A 17,488-nucleotide genomic window follows, 5' to 3' on the forward strand; every position below is an offset into this window, starting at 1 on the left:
CCCTCCTCGGGGCGGTGGCGCTGGCGGTGGGCGCGGTCGTGGTCGGGCTCAACGTCCTGACCTCCCCCGGCGCGTCCGGGAGCTGCACCGTCACGCTGGCCGACGGCACCGCCGTCGCCCTCGACGACGACCAGGCCGCCAACGCGGCGCTGCTCTCCGGGGTGGCCCTGCGCCGGGAGCTGCCCGCCCGGGCGGCCACCATCGCCATCGCCACCGCGCTGCAGGAGTCCAAGCTGCGCAACATCGACTACGGCGACCGCGACTCCGTGGGGCTGTTCCAGCAGCGGCCGTCGCAGGGGTGGGGCACGGTCGAGCAGATCATGGACCCCGTCTACGCCACGAACGCGTTCTACGACGTGCTCGTCACGGTCCAGGACTGGGAGGGCCAGGAGATCACCGAGGCGGCCCAGAACGTCCAGCGTTCGGCGTTCCCGGACGCCTACGCCCAGCACGAGGACCGCGGCCGCGGGTTCGCCTCGGCCCTGTCGGGCTACTCGGCGGCGGCCCTCACCTGCGACCTGCCGGCGGACGACGCGACGGACGCCGGCTCGACCGGCGCGGGCGCCTCGGCGGACGCCGCCGGGCAGGACGCGACCGTCCCGCAGCGCCTGGCCCGCGTCGCCGAGCGCGTGGAGCGCGACCTGGACCTCACGGCCACGGTGACGGCCGGCGGCGTCCTCGCCGTCGACGCCACGGCGCTGCCCGGCGGGCGCGACCCCTCCCCCGAGCGCCTGGGCTGGGCCGTCGCGCAGTGGGCCGTGGCGACGGCGACCGACACCGGAGCCGAGGCGGTGGTCGTCGACGGGCGGGCCTGGGTGCGCGCGAGCGACGAGGGGTGGACCCCGGTCCCGGAGGCCGACCTGCCCGAGGCGGTCGCCGCGGCGGCGGGCGCCGCGGCACCGGGCGTGGTCGTGGTCCTGGCGTGACCTCACCCGTGGTGCCCGCCGCGGCGGGCACCACGGAGCGGGATCAGCCGGGCACCACGGAGGCGGTCAGCGCTGGTCGATCGGCACGAAGTCCCGCTCGGGCGCGCCGGTGTAGACCTGCCGCGGCCGGCCGATCTTCGTGGTGGGGTCGCTGATCATCTCGCGGTACTGCGAGATCCACCCCGGCAGGCGGCCCAGGGCGAAGAGCGGGGTGAACATCTGCGTCGGGAAACCCATGGCCTTGTAGATCAGGCCCGTGTAGAAGTCGACGTTGGGGTAGAGCTTGCGCTCGATGAAGTACTCGTCGTGCAGCGCGATGTCCTCGAGCTCCATCGCGACCTCGAGGAGCTGGTCGTTCTTGCCCAGCCGCTGGAGGACGTCGTGGGCGGCGTCCTTGACGATCGCGGCGCGGGGGTCGTAGTTCTTGTAGACCCGGTGCCCGAAGCCCATGAGCCGGACGCCGTCCTCCTTGTTCTTGACCTTCTGCATGAACTGCTCGACCGAGTAGTCGGAGTTCTGGATCTTGCCGAGCATCTCCAGGACGGCCTCGTTCGCCCCGCCGTGCAGCGGCCCGGAGAGGGCGCCGACGCCGGCGGCGATCGAGGCGTAGATGTTGGCGTGCGAGGAGCCGACGAGGCGCACGGTCGAGGTGGAGCAGTTCTGCTCGTGGTCGGCGTGGAGGATGAGCAGCATGTCGAGCGCCTTGACGATGGCGGGGTCGACGTCGTGGCGCTGGTACGGCAGTCCGAACGTCATCCGGATGAAGTCCTCGATGTAGGACTTCGAGGCGTCCGGGTAGAGCAGGGGAAGACCCGTGGCGCGCTTGGCGATCGAGGCGATCATCGTGGGCACCTTGGCCATGAGCAGCACCGTGGACAGCTCGCGCTGGTACGGGTCGTGCGGGTCGAGGGTGTGCTGGTAGTACGTGGCCAGCGCGGCGATGCCGGCCTGCAGGATGGCCATGGGGTGGCCGTTCGCCGGGAAGGCGGTGAAGAACGCCTTGAAGTCCTCGTGGAGGATGGTGTGGCGCTTGATCCGGCGGGTGACCGCCTCGAGCGTGTCCGTGTCGGGCAGCTCGCCGTAGATGAGCAGGTAGGCCACCTCGAGGAAGTTCGAGTCCTTCGCGAGCTGGTCGATCGGGTAGCCGCGGTAGCGCAGGACGCCGGCGTCGCCGTCGATGTAGGTGATGGCCGACGTCGTCGACGCCGTGTTCATGAAGCCGGGGTCGAGGGTGACGAGCCCGGTCTCCTTGAGCAGCGAGGAGATGTTCACCCCGTCGTTGCCCTCCACCGCCTGGACGCGGGCGAACTCCAGCCGCTTCCCGTCAACCTCGAACGTCGCCGGGCTCAGCTCAGCATCCGCCATGTGTCCTCCTCGGAGTGGTCGGTGCCGTGACGGCACCTCTGCATCTGCGCCGGGCCCGGTGACGGCTCGGCCGTGTGATCGTCGACACCAAGATATGTCATCGGTCGGGTCTGCACCGAACCATGACCCGGCCAGCCGACGCGGACGAGCCCGCCCGGTCAGGCGAGCAGGGGCCCGTCGGCCAGCCGCCCCGCCGCGGCGGCGACGCGCTCGTCCGACGCGGTGAGGGCCAGGCGCACGTACCCTTCGCCGGCGTGACCGTAGAAGCTGCCCGGCGCCACGAGGACCCCGCGGTGCGCCAGCGCGTCGACGATCTCCCAGGAGCCCGCTGCGCCGTGACGCAGCCACAGGTAGAGGCCCGCCGCGGAGTCGGGGTCGGGCTCCAGCCCGGCCCGGGCGACGGCGCCGAGGAGCACCTCCCGCCGGGCGCGGTAGCGCTCGCGCTGGGTCTCGACGTGCGTGTCGTCGGCCAGCGCGGCGGCCATCGCCGCCTGGACCGGCGCGGGCATCATCATCCCGGCGTGCTTGCGGATCTCGGTGAGCTGCCCGACCAGCGACGGGTCGCCGGCCAGCAGCGCGGCCCGGTACCCGGCGAGGTTGGACTGCTTGGACAGCGAGTACAGCACGAGGAGGTTCTCGAGCGACCCGCCGCTCACCCGGGGGTCGAGGAGCGAGGGCACGCCCTGGTCCGTCCACGGGGCCACCCACGGCAGCTCGGCGTAGCACTCGTCCGACGCGACGACGGCGCCGCGCTCACGGGCCCAGGTGACGACCGCCCGCAGCTGCTCCACGCCCAGGACGTGGCCGTCGGGGTTGCCGGGTGAGTTCAGCCAGACCAGCCGCACGCCCCGCGCGGGCCAGTCGGCCGGGTCGGGCCCCACAGGGGCCGGCGTCGCCCCGGCGAGCCGCGCGCCGACGTCGTAGGTCGGGTACGCCGCCCGGGGGTGCAGGACGACGTCGCCGGGGCCCAGGCCCAGCAGCGCGGGCAGCAGGGCGACCATCTCCTTGGACCCGATGGTCGGCAGGACCGCGGACAGCGGTAGACCGGGCACCGCCCGGCGCCGCGCGAACCAGCCCACCACGGCCTCCCGCAGCGTGAGCGTGCCCACGGTCGTGGGGTAGCCGGGGGCGTCGGCAGCGGCCCGCAGGGCGTCCCGGGCGACCGCCGGGGTGGGGTCGACCGGGGTGCCGACCGAGAGGTCGACGATGCCGCCGGGGTGCGCGGCGGCGCGGACCTTGGCCGGCCCGAGCGCGTCCCACGGGAAGTCGGGCAGCGCGCCGCCGTGGAGCGGCACGCTCAGGCCTGCGGTGGCAGTGCCGCGATCATCGGGTCGTCCTTGTCGATGACACCCATCTTCGCGGCGCCGCCCGGCGAGCCCAGGTCGTTGAAGAACTCCACGTTGGCGCGGTAGTAGTCCGACCACACCGCCGGGACGTCGTCCTCGTAGTAGATGGCCTCGACGGGGCACACGGGCTCGCACGCACCGCAGTCGACGCACTCGTCCGGGTGGATGTACAGGGAACGCTTGCCCTCGTAGATGCAGTCGACGGGACACTCGTCCACGCACGCCCTGTCCTTGACGTCCACACAGGGCTGGGCGATGACGTAGGTCACGGGTGCTTCCTCTCCTTGACGACGGCGGGCACCACCGGTGCGCCACGCGTCCCCAGTATCGCGCAGGGCCGCCTGGTTGACGAACCGTCGCGCGCGCTGGCGCGGGGGCGGCACCCGGGGGCAGGCTGCTCCCGTGACCCGCGAACCGCCCGACCACGCCGGCCGGGCCCCTGCCCCGCTGCCCTGGATGGCGTGGCGCCCGGGCGAGCGGGTGGTCGTGCGCTACCGGGCACCCGACGGGGTGCACGACGCCCTCGGGGACCTCCTCGAGGTGGCGCCGGACGCCGTCGTCGTGCAGACCCGTCGCGGCGCCGTCCGCGTGGCGGCGGCCACCATGATCACCGGGAAGCGGGTCCCGCCGCCGCCCGGCCGGTGAGACTCAGCCCTCGGGCGTCGGCGAGCTCGAGGGCTCCTCGGGGTCCTCGGCGGGCGGGTCGCCGCAGACGACGTGGTTCCAGGGCCGGTAGGTCCACGTCCAGCTCTCGTCGTCGAACAGCGCACCGTCACGGTAGCGCTGACGGTCCACCGAGACGGTGAAGCCGACCTGCCCGCCGGTCTCGGGCTTGCAGTCCTCGGCCGGGTTGTAGACCGTCGTGGGCTTGACGATGTCGTACTTCTCCGACGTGGAGGTCTCCACGTCCCAGTACTTCGTGCCCCAGAGGCGCGAGTGGAGGCGCCCGTCGGCGACCCAGGCCTCGACCATGACGCCGCGGTCGGTGCTGTTGCGCCAGACCATGTCCGTGCTCGACTCCCACACGGTGGCCTCCCGCCCGGCGGGGTACCGGTCGAACCAGCGCGTGTGGGGCGTGTGCCGGACGTCGTCCATCCCGGCCAGGAAGCCGATGTTGAACATGTTCGTCGAGAGCTGGGAGAGCCCGCCGCCGAGCGCGGTGGTGGCGAAGCCGTCCTCGACGACGCCGGAGGAGACGTAGCCGTTCGCCTCGGTGATCGGAGCGATCTGCTCGAGGAGGGAGAACTCCTCGCCGGGCTCGATGATGACGCCGGTGACCTTGCGCGAGCCCGCGACGAGGTTCGAGGTGCGCACGGGGTCCGGCGGCATCGGGGTGGAGAACTCCACGACGAGCTCCTTGATGCCCAGCGCCTCGGCGTCGGCGGTGGTGAAGTCGGGCTCGGCCTCGACGAGGTCCACCTCGGCGGTGCGCTCGGTGGAGGTGCCCGCCTCCAGGACGGCAGCGGCGAGCGCCTCCGCGTCGAACCCGCGGCCCGACGTCGACGGGATGATCGTGGGCCTGCCGTCGCGCAGGACGATCTGGGCGTCCTCGCCGCCGGCGACGATGTCGGGGTTGACCTCGGTGACGGTGTCGGCCAGGGTCGGACCGTCGAGCTGGAGCTCGAGGCGGTCGCCGCTGGCGGTGAAGCTCGCGGCGGCGGCGAGCTGCTCGGGGGTGAGCTCGGCGAGCTCGTCCCCCACCGTGACGACGACGGGGCCGGAGACGAGCGGCTCGGCGAGCTCGGTCCGCGCCTCCTCCACGGCCGCGGCGTCGACGGCGGGCTTGACCTCGCGGGTGGGCAGCTCGATGGGCCGCTCCGCCGTGAGCCACCCCTCGGTGACGACCGCACGGGCGGCCTCGACGTCCACCGCGGTGCCGGCGACGGGCTCGGTCACCTCCGGCGACGCGCCGTCGTAGGCGATGAAGCCCTCGACCGGGGCCACCTCGAGCTCGGTGGCCACCGACTGCAGGGCGGCGTCCAGGGCGGGCTCGTCCACCGTCGTCGCCGGGACGACGGCACCCATGCCGAACAACCGGCCCCACAGCACGCGCGGGTCGAGGGAGAACCCGGTGACCGGATCGAGGGTGGAGTCCACGTCCAGGGTGAGGCTCACGCCGGCGGGGTCGATGCTCGAGAGCCCCTCCCCCACCGAGACCGGGATCGCGCCGGTGGTCCACGGGCCGAGCTCGCTCTCGAGCCGGTCGGTGGCGGCGGCCTGCGTCATCCCCCCGACCGGGACACCCGCCACGACGGTGCCGTTGGGCACCCGGTCGCCCAGGAACCACGCGGCCGCGCCGTACGCGAGAGCCAGGACGAGGACGACGACGCCCGCCACCAGCCAGCCGCGGCCCTTCCGTGGCTCCTCGGCGTCGAACCGGTCCAGCGGCGACGGCGGCATGCGGGTCTCCTCGACCTGATGGTGGTCGTCCGCCCCGTCACGCGGGTGCACGGGGGGCGCGTCGGCGCCGCGGGGCGCGAAGAAGGGGGCTGTCACGCCCGGGCCCGCCGGAGCCGCAGCGGCGTCGATCGTCTCGGTGTCGGCGTCGTCGGCCTTCGCGGGCTCGACGTCCTCGACGTCCCCGACGGCCGGCGCCGGGTCATCGGCGTCCGCGGGCTCGACGTCCTCGACGCGGTCCTCGGGCGTCAGCAGCTCGGTGTCGGCGTCGGGTGCGTGCCCGTCGGCGAGCACCGACCGCCGTGCGAGCACCGCGTCGAGGTCGCCCAGACCCGTGGGGCCGTGCTCCGCGGCGTCGCTCTCGCGGTCGGCTGAGGTCTGGGCGGTGCCGCCCTCGCGCCTGTCGTCGTGTGCCACTGCTGAGTGTCCTTCTCCCCCGGCTGCCGCGTGCTGCGACCCAGGCATCGTAAGCGCCCGGTCCGCCCGGACCGCGGCCGCGGCGCCCGCCGAAACCACATTGTGACCGTTCCGTCCGACACCCGGACAGGTGGTCTCACGGCACCGGGCGCAGCCTGCCGTGGTGGTGCACGAGCGCCCCCGTGCCCGTGGGGCCGAGCCGTGCGTCGAGGACCTCGCCCACGACGACGTCGTGGTCGCCGGCGGTGCGGACCCAGGCGGTGCGGCACTCGAGCCACCCCTGCGCGGCGTCGACCAGGGCCGCACCCGAGGCCTCGCCGCGGTGGTGACCGATCCCGGTGAGCTGGCCGATCGAGGGCCGGCCGGGCTCGGCGAGCCGTTCCGCGACCGGGGCGGCGGTGGCGTCGAGGAGACTGACGGCCCACGTGTCCGTCGTCTCCAGGGACTCGCGCAGCCGGGCGTCGGAGTAGACGCAGAACAGGATCATCGGCGGACGCAGCGAGACGGACGCGACGTCGGTCGCGGTCATCGCGAGGTCGAGGCCACCTGCCCGCACGGAGACGACGGTGACTCCGACGGGCCGCCGGAGCACGACCGCCCGGAAGCGGTCGACCAGCTCCTCGCCCGGCTCAGCCACGCGACCCTCTCGACGCCAGCGCCGCCGGCTCCCCCGAGTACCAGCGCCGGGGGGTCATCGCGGCCGCCACGGTGCTCAGCGGCAGCCCGAGGAGCCACCCGTACCCGATCACCTCGTCGGTGACGAGGACGTCCCCGCCCGGGCTGACGAACGCCATCGTCTGGGACGTCACGACCGCGGCCAGCCCGAGGAGGACCACACCGACGGCCCCCGCCCCCGCCCGGGCCGTCACCGCGGCCAGGGCGGCGGTGACGAGCGCGAGGAGCAGGCCGGCGGGCCACCCGCCGGCGTCCCACCGGTGCACGAGCGTGCCGGCGGCGGCGACGACCACGCCCAGGACGACGGCGGCGACCAGCGCCCCGGGCGTGCGCCCGAGGTCCTGGCGCCCGCCGGCGCGGGCGTGGTCGCTCACCGTCGACGCCGGGTCAGGCCTGCCGACGCGCGGCCTTGTACCGCTCGTTGGCGTCGAGGACGACCTTGCGGATGCGCACCGACTCGGGCGTGACCTCGACGCACTCGTCCTCGGCGGCGAACTCGAGCGACTCCTCGAGGGTGAGCCGGCGCGGCGGGACGAGGTTCTCGAAGTTGTCCGCCGTGGAGGAGCGCATGTTGGTGAGCTTCTTCTCCTTGGTGATGTTGACGTCCATGTCCTCGTTGCGGGAGTTCTCCCCGACGATCTGGCCCTCGTACACCTCGGAGGTGGGCTCGACGAAGAACGACCCGCGCTCCTGGAGGTTGATCATCGCGAAGGGCGTGACCGAGCCGGCCCGGTCGGCCACCAGCGAACCGGTGTTGCGCATCTCGATGGGCCCCTGCCACGGCTCGTAGCCCTCGGCGATGGAGGAGGCGATGCCCGTGCCCCGGGTGTCGGTGAGGAACCGTGTCCGGAAGCCGATGAGGCCGCGCGCGGGCACGACGAACTCCATCCGGACCCAGCCGGTGCCGTGGTTCGACATCGTCTCCATGCGGCCCTTGCGCTGCGCCATGAGCTGGGTGACCGTGCCGAGGTACTCCTCCGGGACGTCGACGGTCATGCGCTCCATCGGCTCGTGGCGGCGGCCGTCGACCATCCGGGTGACGACCTGCGGCTTGCCCACGGTGAGCTCGAAGCCCTCGCGGCGCATCTGCTCGACGAGGATGGCCAGCGCGAGCTCGCCGCGGCCCTGGACCTCCCAGGCGTCGGGACGCTCGGTGGGCACGACGCGCAGGGACACGTTGCCGATGAGCTCGCGGTCCAGGCGGTCCTTGACCTGGCGCGCGGTGACCTTGGCGCCCTTGACCCGCCCGGCGAGCGGGGAGGTGTTGATCCCGATCGTCATGGAGATGGCCGGGTCGTCCACCGTGATGAGCGGCAGCGGGCGGGGGTCGTCCGCGTCGACGAGGGACTCACCGATGGTGATGTCCTCGATCCCGGCGACGGCGACGATGTCACCGGCGCGCGCGCTCTCGGCCGGGACCCGCTCCAGGGCCTCGGTGCGCAGCAGCTCGGAGATGCGCACGTTCTTCATCGTGCCGTCCTGGCGCGCCCACGCGACGGTCTGGCCCTTGCGGAGCTCGCCGTTGTGGATGCGCAGCAGCGCGAGCCGGCCCAGGAAGGGCGAGGCGTCGAGGTTCGTGACGTGCGCCTGGAGGGGTGCGCCCTCCTCGTAGGTCGGCGCCGGGATCGTCGAGAGGATCGTCGCGAAGAGGGGCTCGAGGTTCTCGCTGTCCGGCAGCTCGCCGTCGGCAGGCTGGTTCAGGCTGGCACGGCCGGCCTTGGCCGAGGCGTAGACGACGGGGACGTCGAGGATCGAGTCGAGGTCGAGGTCGTCGACCTCGTCGGCGAGGTCGGAGGCCAGCCCGAGGAGCAGGTCGTGCGCCTCGTGGACGACCTCGGTGATCCGCGAGTCCGGGCGGTCGACCTTGTTCACCAGGAGCACGACGGGCAGCTTGGCCGCCAGGGCCTTGCGCAGCACGAAACGGGTCTGCGGCAGCGGGCCCTCGGAGGCGTCCACGAGCAGGACGACGCCGTCGACCATCGACAGGCCGCGCTCGACCTCACCGCCGAAGTCGGCGTGCCCCGGGGTGTCGATGACGTTGATGACGACGCCGTCCTCGAGGCCCGCCGCGGCGGGCCCGCGGTAGTGCACGGCGGTGTTCTTCGCGAGGATCGTGATGCCCTTCTCGCGCTCGAGGTCGCCGGAGTCCATGGCCCGCTCGTCGACGTGCTGGTGCTCGCCGAAGGCACCGGACTGCCAGAGCATGGCGTCGACCAGCGTGGTCTTGCCGTGGTCGACGTGGGCGACGATCGCGACGTTGCGCAGATCAGAGCGCACAGGCATACGCGTAGCTCATTTCATCGGTGAGGACAGACCTCCGCGGGGCGACCGGATCGGCCACAGCCTGCGCGGGCTGGGCGCCGCGGCGGGCGCCAACGGACCAGTTTAGCGCCGTACCCCCGTCCGGCGGCACCCCCTGGCGTGTGCGCCCACTCACGGCCGCGTCGGCGATGATGGACCGATGGGTCCCACGCTGGTCTTCCGCGCGCCCGCCGCCGGGCGGTACGCCGTCTTCTTCTGGGTGGCCGCGGCGTTGCTGCTCGTCGCCTTCGCGCTCAACGGCGGCCTGGCCGAGGTGGTGCGCTTCGGGGCCGTGCCCCTGGCGCTGGCCGTGGTCGGCTGGGTGGTGTTCTGGCGACCACGGGTGACGGTGGGTCCCGACGGGCTCGAGCTCGCCAACGTCTTCCGCACCGTCGTCGTGCCCTGGGACGACGTCGTCGGGGTCGAGACGCGCTGGGGCCTGAAGGTGCGCACCACTTCCGGGCGGTTCGGCGCCTGGGCAGCACCGGCCGCACCGGGGCGCCGTCGTCACGACCCCGTGCCCGACCAGCTCCTCGACGAGCGGGTCAGCGGCACCGCCCGGCTCGTCGGTGACTCCTCGACCGTGGGCTCGGTCATCGAGCTCGGCCTCGACCGGCGCGCCGCCGCCGGCTCGCCCGCAGCCGGTCCAGCGGGACCGGCTGCGGGCGGATCCGACCTCCCCGGCGGACCACCGGTTCAGGGCCAGGGGGCCGGCGGGGTCCGCGTCAGGGTGGACGTGCCCGCGATGGGTGCGGTCGTCGCGAGCCTCGCGCTGGCCGCCCTCACGGTCGCCACGCTGGGCTGAGCGGGGCACCGGCCTCGTCGGCCGGCGACCGCCGCCTCCGCCGACGACGGCGGCACTCCGCCTGCCACGCGCCCTTCGCGAGCACCGCCGTCAGCGGGCCCGCCGCACGCACCGTCACCGCCCGCGCGCACGGACGAACGCACGCACGCACGCACGCACCGTCACCGCCCGCACGCCCGCACGTACGACGAAGGGCCGGTGGTCTCCCACCGGCCCTTCGTCGCGCACTACGGGTGGATCACTCGCTCACGAAGCCCCAGTTCTCCGCACGCGTGGTGCTGAAGCCGGTGGCGCCGAAGTTGGCGAGGTTGCTGACCGTGGCCACGAGCTCGGGGCGCTGGTACAGCGGGAGGGTGTGGCCCGACTCCCAGATCATGACGTCGGCCTCGTTGGCCAGGTCGATGCGGGTGGCGGGGTCGGTCTCGACGTCGATCTGCTTGATGAGCTCGTTGAGCTCGGGGTTGTTGAGCTTGGCGTAGTTCGACGTGTTGGTGGACGGGTCGCCGTAGAGCTGGGCGAGACCGTTCATCGGGTACGGCGTACCGATCCACGAGAAGGCCATGATCTCGAAGTCGCCGGCCTCCAGCGCGGGGCCGAACTCGTCGACGGGGAGCTGGACCAGCTCGAGGTCGATGCCGATCTCCTTGAGCTGGGCCTGGGCCAGCTGGCCCTCGTTCTCCGAGGCGCCGACGCCGGTCAGCACGGAGAACTTCACCGCGAGGGGCTCGCCGTCCTTCTCACGGATGCCGGTGTCCTCGTTGAGGACCCAGCCGGCCTCCTCCAGGTCGGCCTCCGCGCGCTCCGGGTCGTATCCGTACTCGCTGCCGTTGTCGACGAAGCCTTCCTGGTTCTCCATGAAGATGTGGTTGTTCAGGGGCTTCTTCTCGCCAGGGAGCCCGGCGAGGTCGGACTCCGCGATCGCCTGACGGTCGATGCCGCGCTGGATCGCCTGGCGGATCACCTGGTCCTGCAGCAGCCCGGCGGTGGAGTTGATCGTGAAGTGGCGCCAGTTCGGGCCCTTGGCCTCGCGGATCTCCGCGCCGGACACGGTCTGGGCGAGCGCGTAGGCGTTCGGGTCCGGGCCGACGTCGAAGACGTCGATCTCGTTGTTCTGGAACGCGGTGCCGGTGGCGTCGGGGGCGACGACCCGGAACTGGATCTCGTCGAGCATGGGGGCCGGGCCCCACCAGTTCTCGTTCGGGACGAGGGTGAGGACCTGCTGCGCCTCGTCGAGGTTGTCGACCTTGTAGGGCCCGGTGAACCAGTCGGCCGGGAACTCCAGCCAGCCCTCGTTGAAGGTCGCGGCGTCGGCGACCGACTCGGCCGGGACGACGGTGCTCACGAGGGAGGACCAGTCCGGGTAGGTCTCCTTGAAGGTGACGACCACGTCGAACTCGGTCTCACCCTGCTCGACGGACTCGATCTGCTCGTACGGACCGGTCTGGACGCACTGGAACTCCGCGTTCTCGCCGTTGCAGGCGGTCAGCGAGGCCTGGTAGTCCTCCCAGTTGATCGGGTCGCCGCTGTTCCACACCGCGTCGGGGTTGAGGTTCAGGGTGATGACCTGCTGGCCGTCGACCGTCTCGTCGGAGAAGTCGAGCAGGTAGTTCTCGTTCGGCACCGGCGAGCCCTCGCCGTTGTAGTCCCAGGTGGCGGGGCTCATGGCGTCGCGGATGTCGGTGTAGTCCGCGTTGTTGCCGTTGACGTGCATGGGGTTCCACTGCGGGGGTAGCTCGGCCACCGCGCGGCGTAGCTGGCCGCCCTGCTCGAGCTGGTCGCGGGGGGTGGCCTTGACCTGGAAGAGGTCGCCCTCCCCCTCGGTGAGGACTCCGGCCTCCCCCTCGGCGCCGCCGCCCTCGGTCTCCTCGGCAGCCCCCGACGTGGTGTCGGTGGGCTCGTCGCCACCGCTGTCGCCGCAGGCCCCAAGGACCAGGGCGAGCGCCGCACCGGTCGCCAGGACCGCTGCACCCTTCTTCGTGCGCACTGTTGAACCTCCATGAGAATGACAAGAGAACGCCCGCGGACGGGGCCGCCCACGCCCGACATCGGTCGGCCGCACGTTCATCCTCGTACTGAACCATGCCGCCTGTGACGTACCGCACCCTGACAGGGCTCTAGACGGACTTGTGACCTAATTGAGACCCGGACGAAACACTCGGGAGACTTAAGCGTTCTGATCGTTCCGAAACCGGTTCGGCGCTCCCGGGCGGCACCGGGTTTGAGCCCGCCGCGCCGCACCACGCGGCCGTCGACGCGGCGCGTGGCGGTCGACGCGGCGCGCGGCGGTCGACGCGGCGCGCGGCGGTCGACGGCCGATGCGGCCCTCCGTCGCACCGGACGGAAGGTCCGGGGAGTTCATCGGGGAAGATCCGGCCGCTCGGACCCTTCGACAGCGCACCGGGGAAGATCCGGCCGCTCGGACCCTTCGACAGCGCACCGGGGAAGATCTGGGCACTCGGGACCCCTCGACAGCGCACCGGGGAAGATCCGGGCGCGCGGGACCCCCTCGACAGCGCACCGGGGAAGATCTGGGCATCGGGTCACTTCCGACGGCGCTACGCCGCCGAAACGTCCCCGACGATGTCCCCGCTCACGGCGACGCGTCGATCCACCTCGCTCACCGTGGCAGCGAGCGAGAGTACTCGCCATGCCCGCGCTCGCGAGCCTGCTCACCTGCCCGCGGGCGCGAGCCTGCTCACCTGCCCGCGGGCGCGAGCCTGCTCACCTGCCCGCGGGCGCGAGCCTGCTCACCGTGCCCGCGGGCGGGAGCAAGCTCACCGTGCCCGCGGGCACTGGGCGGCTCGCCGTGCCCTCGTGCCCGCACACGCGACGGACCGCGCACCGTGTCCGGTGCGCAGCCCCTCCCTCGCCCGCGCGGCCTGCGGCACGCTTGTGTCAGAAGACCTCGACGGCCTGGGCGTAGTGACAGGCGGACCGCTGGTCCCCGCCCATCGGCATGAGCGCCGGCTCCTCCTCCACGCAGCGCCGCTGCTTGTCCTCGCTCAGGACGAGGAACTTCGGGCAGCGGGTGCGGAACCGGCAGCCCGACGGCGGGTCCGCCGGGGAGGGCAGGTCCCCCACGAGGAGGATCCGCTCGCGCTGGCGCTCCTTGACCGGGTCGGGCACCGGGATGGCCGAGAGCAGCGCCTGCGTGTACGGGTGCGTGGGGGTCTCGAAGACCTTGTCCACCTCCCCGATCTCGACGATCTTGCCCAGGTACATCACGGCCACCCGGTCGGCGATGTGGCGGACCACCGACAGGTCGTGCGCGACGAAGAGGTAGCTGAGCGAGAGCTTGGCGCGCAGCTCGTCGAGGAGGTTGATGATGCCGGCCTGGATGGACACGTCCAGCGCGGAGACCGGCTCGTCGAGCACGAGGAGCTTCGGCTCGAGCGCGAGCGCGCGCGCGATGCCGATCCGCTGGCGCTGCCCGCCGGAGAAGTGCTGCGGGTAGCGGTTGGCGTGGGAGGGCTCCAGGCCCACCAGCGCCATGAGCTCGCGGACCCGGTCCTCCAGCTGCCTCTTGGGGATCCCGTTGGCCTCCATGGGCTCGGCGATGATGTCGAAGACCGGCATGCGCGGGTCGAGGGAGGCCATGGGGTCCTGGAAGACCACCTGGAGGTCCCGGCGCACGGCCTTGCGGTCGCGCCGGCCGCCCAGGGACTCGACGTCCTTGCCCAGGACGACCACCTTGCCGTTGGAGGGCGGCTTGAGGTCGAGGATCTCCAGCAGCGTCGTCGTCTTCCCGGAGCCCGACTCGCCGACGAGGGCGAGCGTCTCCCCCGCGCGGATCTCGAACGAGACGCCGTCGACGGCATGGACGGTCCCGACGCGGCGCTTGAACACCGAGCCCTTCATGAGCGGGAAGTGCTTCTCCAGGTCCGTCACCGCGAGGACCTCCTCGCGCTCCGCGCGTGGCAGCCGGGCCAGCGGCCGCTCGATGATGCGCGGCACCGGGTACATCTCGAGGAACGTGAGGTCCTGCTCGGCGATCTCCTCCGAGCGGTGGCAGGCAGCGGTGTGGCCCTCGCCGCGGGTGGGCGCCAGGGCCGGCTCGACGGTGCGGCACACGTCGATCGCCATGGGGCAGCGGGCGGCGAACGGGCACCCCGGCGGGAGGTCGAGGAGCGAGGGCGGGTTGCCCTCGACGGGGGCGAGCGCCTGCTTCTCCTCGGCGTCGGGGCGGGGCAGCGAGCCGAGCAGGCCGATCGTGTAGGGCATGGTGGAGCGGTAGTAGATGTCGTCGACCGGCCCGTGCTCGACGACCCGGCCGGCGTACATCACCGCCACCTGGTCGGCCATGCCGGCGACGACGCCGAGGTCGTGCGTGATCATCATGACCGCGGCGCCGGTCTCGCGCTGGGCGGTCTTGAGCACCTCGAGGATCTGCGCCTGGATCGTGACGTCCAGGGCGGTGGTCGGCTCGTCCGCGATGATGAGGTCAGGGTTGTTGGCGATCGCCATGGCGATCATGGCCCGCTGGCGCATCCCACCGGAGAACTCGTGGGGGAAGGCCTTGACCCGCACCGCGGCGTTGGGGATGCCGACGAGGTCGAGCAGCTCCACGGCCCGCTTGCGCGAGGCCCCCTCGTCGGTCCGGCCGTGGGCCCGCAGGGCCTCGACGATCTGGTCGCCGATCGTGTACACGGGCGTCAGTGCCGAGAGCGGGTCCTGGAAGACCATGCCGATGTTCTTGCCACGGATGGCGGACATGTGGGCGTCGGAGCGCCCGAGGAGCTCCTCCCCCTGCAGCCGCACCGAGCCGCTGACCCTCGCGCTCGGGGTGAGCAGTCCCATGACCGCCATGGACGTGACCGACTTGCCCGAGCCGGACTCGCCGACGATGCCCAGGACCTCCCCCGGGCGGACGGCGAAGGAGACCCCGCGCACGGCGTGGACCGAGCCGTCCTCGGAGGGGAAGCGCACGTCGAGGTTCTCCACCTCGAGCACCGGCCCGCCACGCATGCGCGCCGACCGTTGGAGGCTGTCGGTCAGGGGTGCCGGCCGGTCGGCCTGGCTTCGACTGAGGATGTTCACGCGCGTCCTCCGGACTTGGACGAGGGGTCAAGGGCGTCGCGCAGGCCGTCGCCGATGAAGTTGATGAAGACGAGCATCGTCGTCAGCGCCGTCGCGGGCGCCAGGAAGATCCACGGGTACGTCGCCGCGGTGCGCTGGCCCTCCCCGATGAGCGTGCCCAGCGACGTCTCGGGTGCCTGCACGCCGAAGCCGAAGAAGGACAGCGACGTCTCCGCGAGCACCGCCGAGGCGACGGCCAGGGTGGCGTCGATGATGAGGAGGGAGGAGATGTTGGGCAGGATGTGCCGCACGATGATCCGCGGCGTCGGTACGGACATGTACTTCGCCGCCGTGACGTACTCGAGGTTCTTGATGCCCAGCGTCATCGAGCGGACCACGCGCGCGGAGAGCATCCAGCCCAGCCCGGCCAGCAGCACGATGAGCATGAGCACCGAGCCGCGGCTGCCGCCGGTCTGGACCGACAGGATCGCGATGACGAAGAACGACGGCACGACGAGCAGCAGGTCGATGACCCACAGCGCCACCTTGTCGAACAGGCGCCCGTAGTAGGCGGCGAAGGCACCGACGGTGGCGGCGATCGCCGTCTGCAGGGCCGCGACGCCCAGACCGATCATCATCGACTTGCGCAGCCCCTCGACCGTGAGGGCGAAGACGTCGCGCCCGGCCTGGGTGGTGCCCAACCAGTGCGCCTCGCTCGGCGGCTTGAGGAACGCCGTCTGGTCGATCTGGGTGTAGGTCCACGGCGAGAGGGACGGGCCGAAAACGGCGAACGCGGCGAGGAGGACGTACCCCACCAGCCCCACGACGGCGGTCTTGTTCCTCAGGAACCGGCGCGCGACGATCGTGCGGCGCGACAGGCGCCGGGTGCCGACGGGCAGCCCGCCCGCCGCGACCTCCGGCAGCTGGGTCACGAGCGGCCCGGCGAGCTCCGAGGTGGGCTCGCGGTCGAGCTCGACACGCGGCGCGTCGTTGTCCTCCTGCTTGGTCGTGGTCATCTCAGCTCACCCTCACTCGGGGGTCGAGGGCGGCGACGAGGACGTCGGAGAGCATCGCCCCGACGAGCACGCACACGCCGCCGAAGGCCGCGACGGCCACCGACCCGTTGACGTCCTGGCCCTGGAGCGCCTGGACGAAGTAGATGCCCATCCCGTGCCAGCCGTAGACGAGCTCGGTGAACGTGGCACCGAGCACGAGGGTGGCGATGGTGAAGGCGAAGTAGGTCCCGGTCGGGATCAGCGCCGTCCGCAGGGCGTGACGGCGCAGGGCGACGTTCTGACGCAGACCCTTGGCGCGGGCGGTCCGGACGTAGTCGGCCCCGAGGGTGTCGAGCATGAGGTTGCGCTGGATCCTGCTGTAGGAGGCGACCCCGCCCACGGTGAGGGTGATGGTGGGGAGCAGCAGGTGCTGGAGCCGGTCCCACAGGGGTGACAGCGCGCTGTCGCCGCGCCGGCCGGTCTCGCCGAGGAACTCGAAGAACTGGGTGCCGGTGCTCTGGTTGAACTTCACCGCGAGGATCTGCAGGACGACCGCGATGACGAGGATCGGGGTGGAGATGACCACGAGCGAGCCGAGGGTGATCATCCGGTCGCTCACGCTGTACTGGCGCGTCGCGGTCCAGGCCCCGAGGGCCACGCCGATGGTGATGCCCAGCAGCGACCCGATGGTCACCAGCCGGAGGGACACCCAGGCGCGGGTACCGATCTCGTCATTGACGAACTCGCCGAACGGGCTGCGGCCCCAGTCCCACGAGCCCAGGACGCCGGTGAGCCAGATCCAGTACCGCTCGAGCACCGGGGTCTTGTCGTTGAGGTTGAACGACGTCAGCGAGCTCTCGATCGCCGCCGGGTCGATCGGGGGGTTGCGCATCTCGTACAGGCTGCGCGGGTCGAGCTGCGTGGCCGCGAGCATGTACACCAGCGAGATCGCGATGAAGAGCAGGACCAGGTAGTTCAGGAACCTGCGAGCGAGGTACAGGAGCATGGGGTGGCTTTCGTGCTCAGGAGGGACGCGGGTGGCCGCCCGGTGGGACGGGCGCCCGGCCTCACCGACGGGGGGTTCCGCTGGCTCGGAGTGTGATCCACGCCATTGGTGACATCGAGACAGATTACATGCTCGTCCATGACCATCATGTTTCGGCCGACCGGTGTCCTGACATGGTTTGGACGGGCGGCGCACGGCGGTGTGGCCGGGGCAGCGGTGCGCCCTGCGGACCCGCCTCG

The 17,488-nt window shown here is 72.2% G+C and carries 14 protein-coding genes; 3 read left to right on the top strand and 11 right to left on the bottom strand.

The window, feature by feature from the left end:
• Positions 1 to 14 precede the first annotated feature (14 nt).
• Positions 15 to 926 (top strand): hypothetical protein, encoded by a 912-nt coding sequence (locus EDD32_RS01875; RefSeq protein WP_246005926.1) that lies wholly within the window; start codon positions 15 to 17, stop codon positions 924 to 926.
• 66 nt (positions 927 to 992) lie between these two features.
• On the opposite strand, the gene EDD32_RS01880 is transcribed toward EDD32_RS01875, so the two are convergent.
• From EDD32_RS01880 to fdxA, 3 genes are all read right to left on the bottom strand, one after another.
• Positions 993 to 2,291 carry a citrate synthase gene (locus tag EDD32_RS01880; RefSeq protein ID WP_123914129.1) on the bottom strand — a complete coding sequence of 433 codons (1,299 nt, stop codon included), beginning with the start codon at positions 2,289 to 2,291 and terminating at the stop codon, positions 993 to 995.
• A gap of 158 nt (positions 2,292 to 2,449) precedes the next feature.
• Positions 2,450 to 3,586 carry a succinyldiaminopimelate transaminase gene (dapC, locus tag EDD32_RS01885; protein ID WP_123914131.1) on the bottom strand — a complete coding sequence of 379 codons (1,137 nt, stop codon included), beginning with the start codon at positions 3,584 to 3,586 and terminating at the stop codon, positions 2,450 to 2,452.
• A gap of 2 nt (positions 3,587 to 3,588) precedes the next feature.
• Positions 3,589 to 3,906, bottom strand: coding sequence for a ferredoxin (fdxA, locus tag EDD32_RS01890; protein WP_123914133.1), 318 nt, complete (start codon positions 3,904 to 3,906; stop codon positions 3,589 to 3,591).
• A 133-nt stretch (positions 3,907 to 4,039) separates the two neighbouring features.
• Between fdxA and EDD32_RS01895 the strand changes: the two genes are divergently transcribed.
• Positions 4,040 to 4,282 carry a putative acetyltransferase gene (locus tag EDD32_RS01895; RefSeq protein ID WP_246005927.1) on the top strand — a complete coding sequence of 81 codons (243 nt, stop codon included), beginning with the start codon at positions 4,040 to 4,042 and terminating at the stop codon, positions 4,280 to 4,282.
• 3 nt (positions 4,283 to 4,285) lie between these two features.
• Here the strand turns inward: EDD32_RS01895 and EDD32_RS01900 are convergent, their stop codons facing one another.
• The 4 genes from EDD32_RS01900 to typA all read right to left on the bottom strand — a co-directional run bounded on the left by EDD32_RS01900 (position 4,286) and on the right by typA (position 9,409).
• Entirely contained in the window at positions 4,286 to 6,451 is a 2,166-nt protein-coding gene (locus EDD32_RS01900) for a VanW family protein (RefSeq protein WP_123914135.1), read from the bottom strand.
• Between the two features lie 136 nt (positions 6,452 to 6,587).
• Positions 6,588 to 7,088, bottom strand: a complete 501-nt coding sequence (locus EDD32_RS01905; RefSeq protein WP_246005928.1) for a flavin reductase family protein — start codon at positions 7,086 to 7,088, stop codon at positions 6,588 to 6,590.
• Positions 7,081 to 7,500, bottom strand: coding sequence for a DUF6113 family protein (locus tag EDD32_RS01910; protein WP_123914137.1), 420 nt, complete (start codon positions 7,498 to 7,500; stop codon positions 7,081 to 7,083). Before EDD32_RS01910 ends, EDD32_RS01905 begins: the two co-directional genes overlap by 8 nt.
• 13 nt (positions 7,501 to 7,513) lie before the next feature.
• Positions 7,514 to 9,409, bottom strand: coding sequence for a translational GTPase TypA (gene typA / locus EDD32_RS01915; protein ID WP_123914139.1), 1,896 nt, complete (start codon positions 9,407 to 9,409; stop codon positions 7,514 to 7,516).
• A 178-nt stretch (positions 9,410 to 9,587) separates the two neighbouring features.
• Here typA and EDD32_RS01920 point away from each other — a divergent pair, with 178 nt between their 5' ends.
• Positions 9,588 to 10,232, top strand: a complete 645-nt coding sequence (locus tag EDD32_RS01920; protein ID WP_123914141.1) for a PH domain-containing protein — start codon at positions 9,588 to 9,590, stop codon at positions 10,230 to 10,232.
• A gap of 238 nt (positions 10,233 to 10,470) precedes the next feature.
• Here the strand turns inward: EDD32_RS01920 and EDD32_RS01925 are convergent, their stop codons facing one another.
• The 4 genes from EDD32_RS01925 to EDD32_RS01940 form a co-directional block, all read right to left on the bottom strand.
• Positions 10,471 to 12,216, bottom strand: coding sequence for an ABC transporter family substrate-binding protein (locus tag EDD32_RS01925; RefSeq protein WP_170175162.1), 1,746 nt, complete (start codon positions 12,214 to 12,216; stop codon positions 10,471 to 10,473).
• Between the two features lie 911 nt (positions 12,217 to 13,127).
• Complete coding sequence (locus EDD32_RS01930; RefSeq protein ID WP_123920063.1) at positions 13,128 to 15,197, bottom strand: ABC transporter ATP-binding protein; 2,070 nt, start codon at positions 15,195 to 15,197, stop codon at positions 13,128 to 13,130.
• A gap of 68 nt (positions 15,198 to 15,265) precedes the next feature.
• Complete coding sequence (locus EDD32_RS01935) at positions 15,266 to 16,264, bottom strand: ABC transporter permease (RefSeq protein WP_123914145.1); 999 nt, start codon at positions 16,262 to 16,264, stop codon at positions 15,266 to 15,268.
• Between the two features lies 1 nt (position 16,265).
• Positions 16,266 to 17,249, bottom strand: a complete 984-nt coding sequence (locus EDD32_RS01940; RefSeq protein ID WP_123914147.1) for an ABC transporter permease — start codon at positions 17,247 to 17,249, stop codon at positions 16,266 to 16,268.
• Between the last annotated feature and the right edge of the window lie 239 nt (positions 17,250 to 17,488).

This window comes from Georgenia muralis (genome assembly GCF_003814705.1).
Taxonomy (GTDB): Bacteria; Actinomycetota; Actinomycetes; order Actinomycetales; family Actinomycetaceae; genus Georgenia; species Georgenia muralis.

What these genes read in the sequence shown, in the direction of transcription:
- EDD32_RS01880 (WP_123914129.1), bottom strand. Translation starts at nt 2,291, where the DNA reads ATGGCGGATGCTGAGCTGAGCCCGGCGACGTTCGAGGTTGACGGGAAG.
- typA (WP_123914139.1), bottom strand. Translation starts at nt 9,409, where the DNA reads ATGCCTGTGCGCTCTGATCTGCGCAACGTCGCGATCGTCGCCCACGTC.
- EDD32_RS01920 (WP_123914141.1), top strand. Translation starts at nt 9,588, where the DNA reads ATGGGTCCCACGCTGGTCTTCCGCGCGCCCGCCGCCGGGCGGTACGCC.
- EDD32_RS01930 (WP_123920063.1), bottom strand. Translation starts at nt 15,197, where the DNA reads ATGCGTGGCGGGCCGGTGCTCGAGGTGGAGAACCTCGACGTGCGCTTC.
- EDD32_RS01935 (WP_123914145.1), bottom strand. Translation starts at nt 16,264, where the DNA reads ATGACCACGACCAAGCAGGAGGACAACGACGCGCCGCGTGTCGAGCTC.
- EDD32_RS01940 (WP_123914147.1), bottom strand. Translation starts at nt 17,249, where the DNA reads ATGCTCCTGTACCTCGCTCGCAGGTTCCTGAACTACCTGGTCCTGCTC.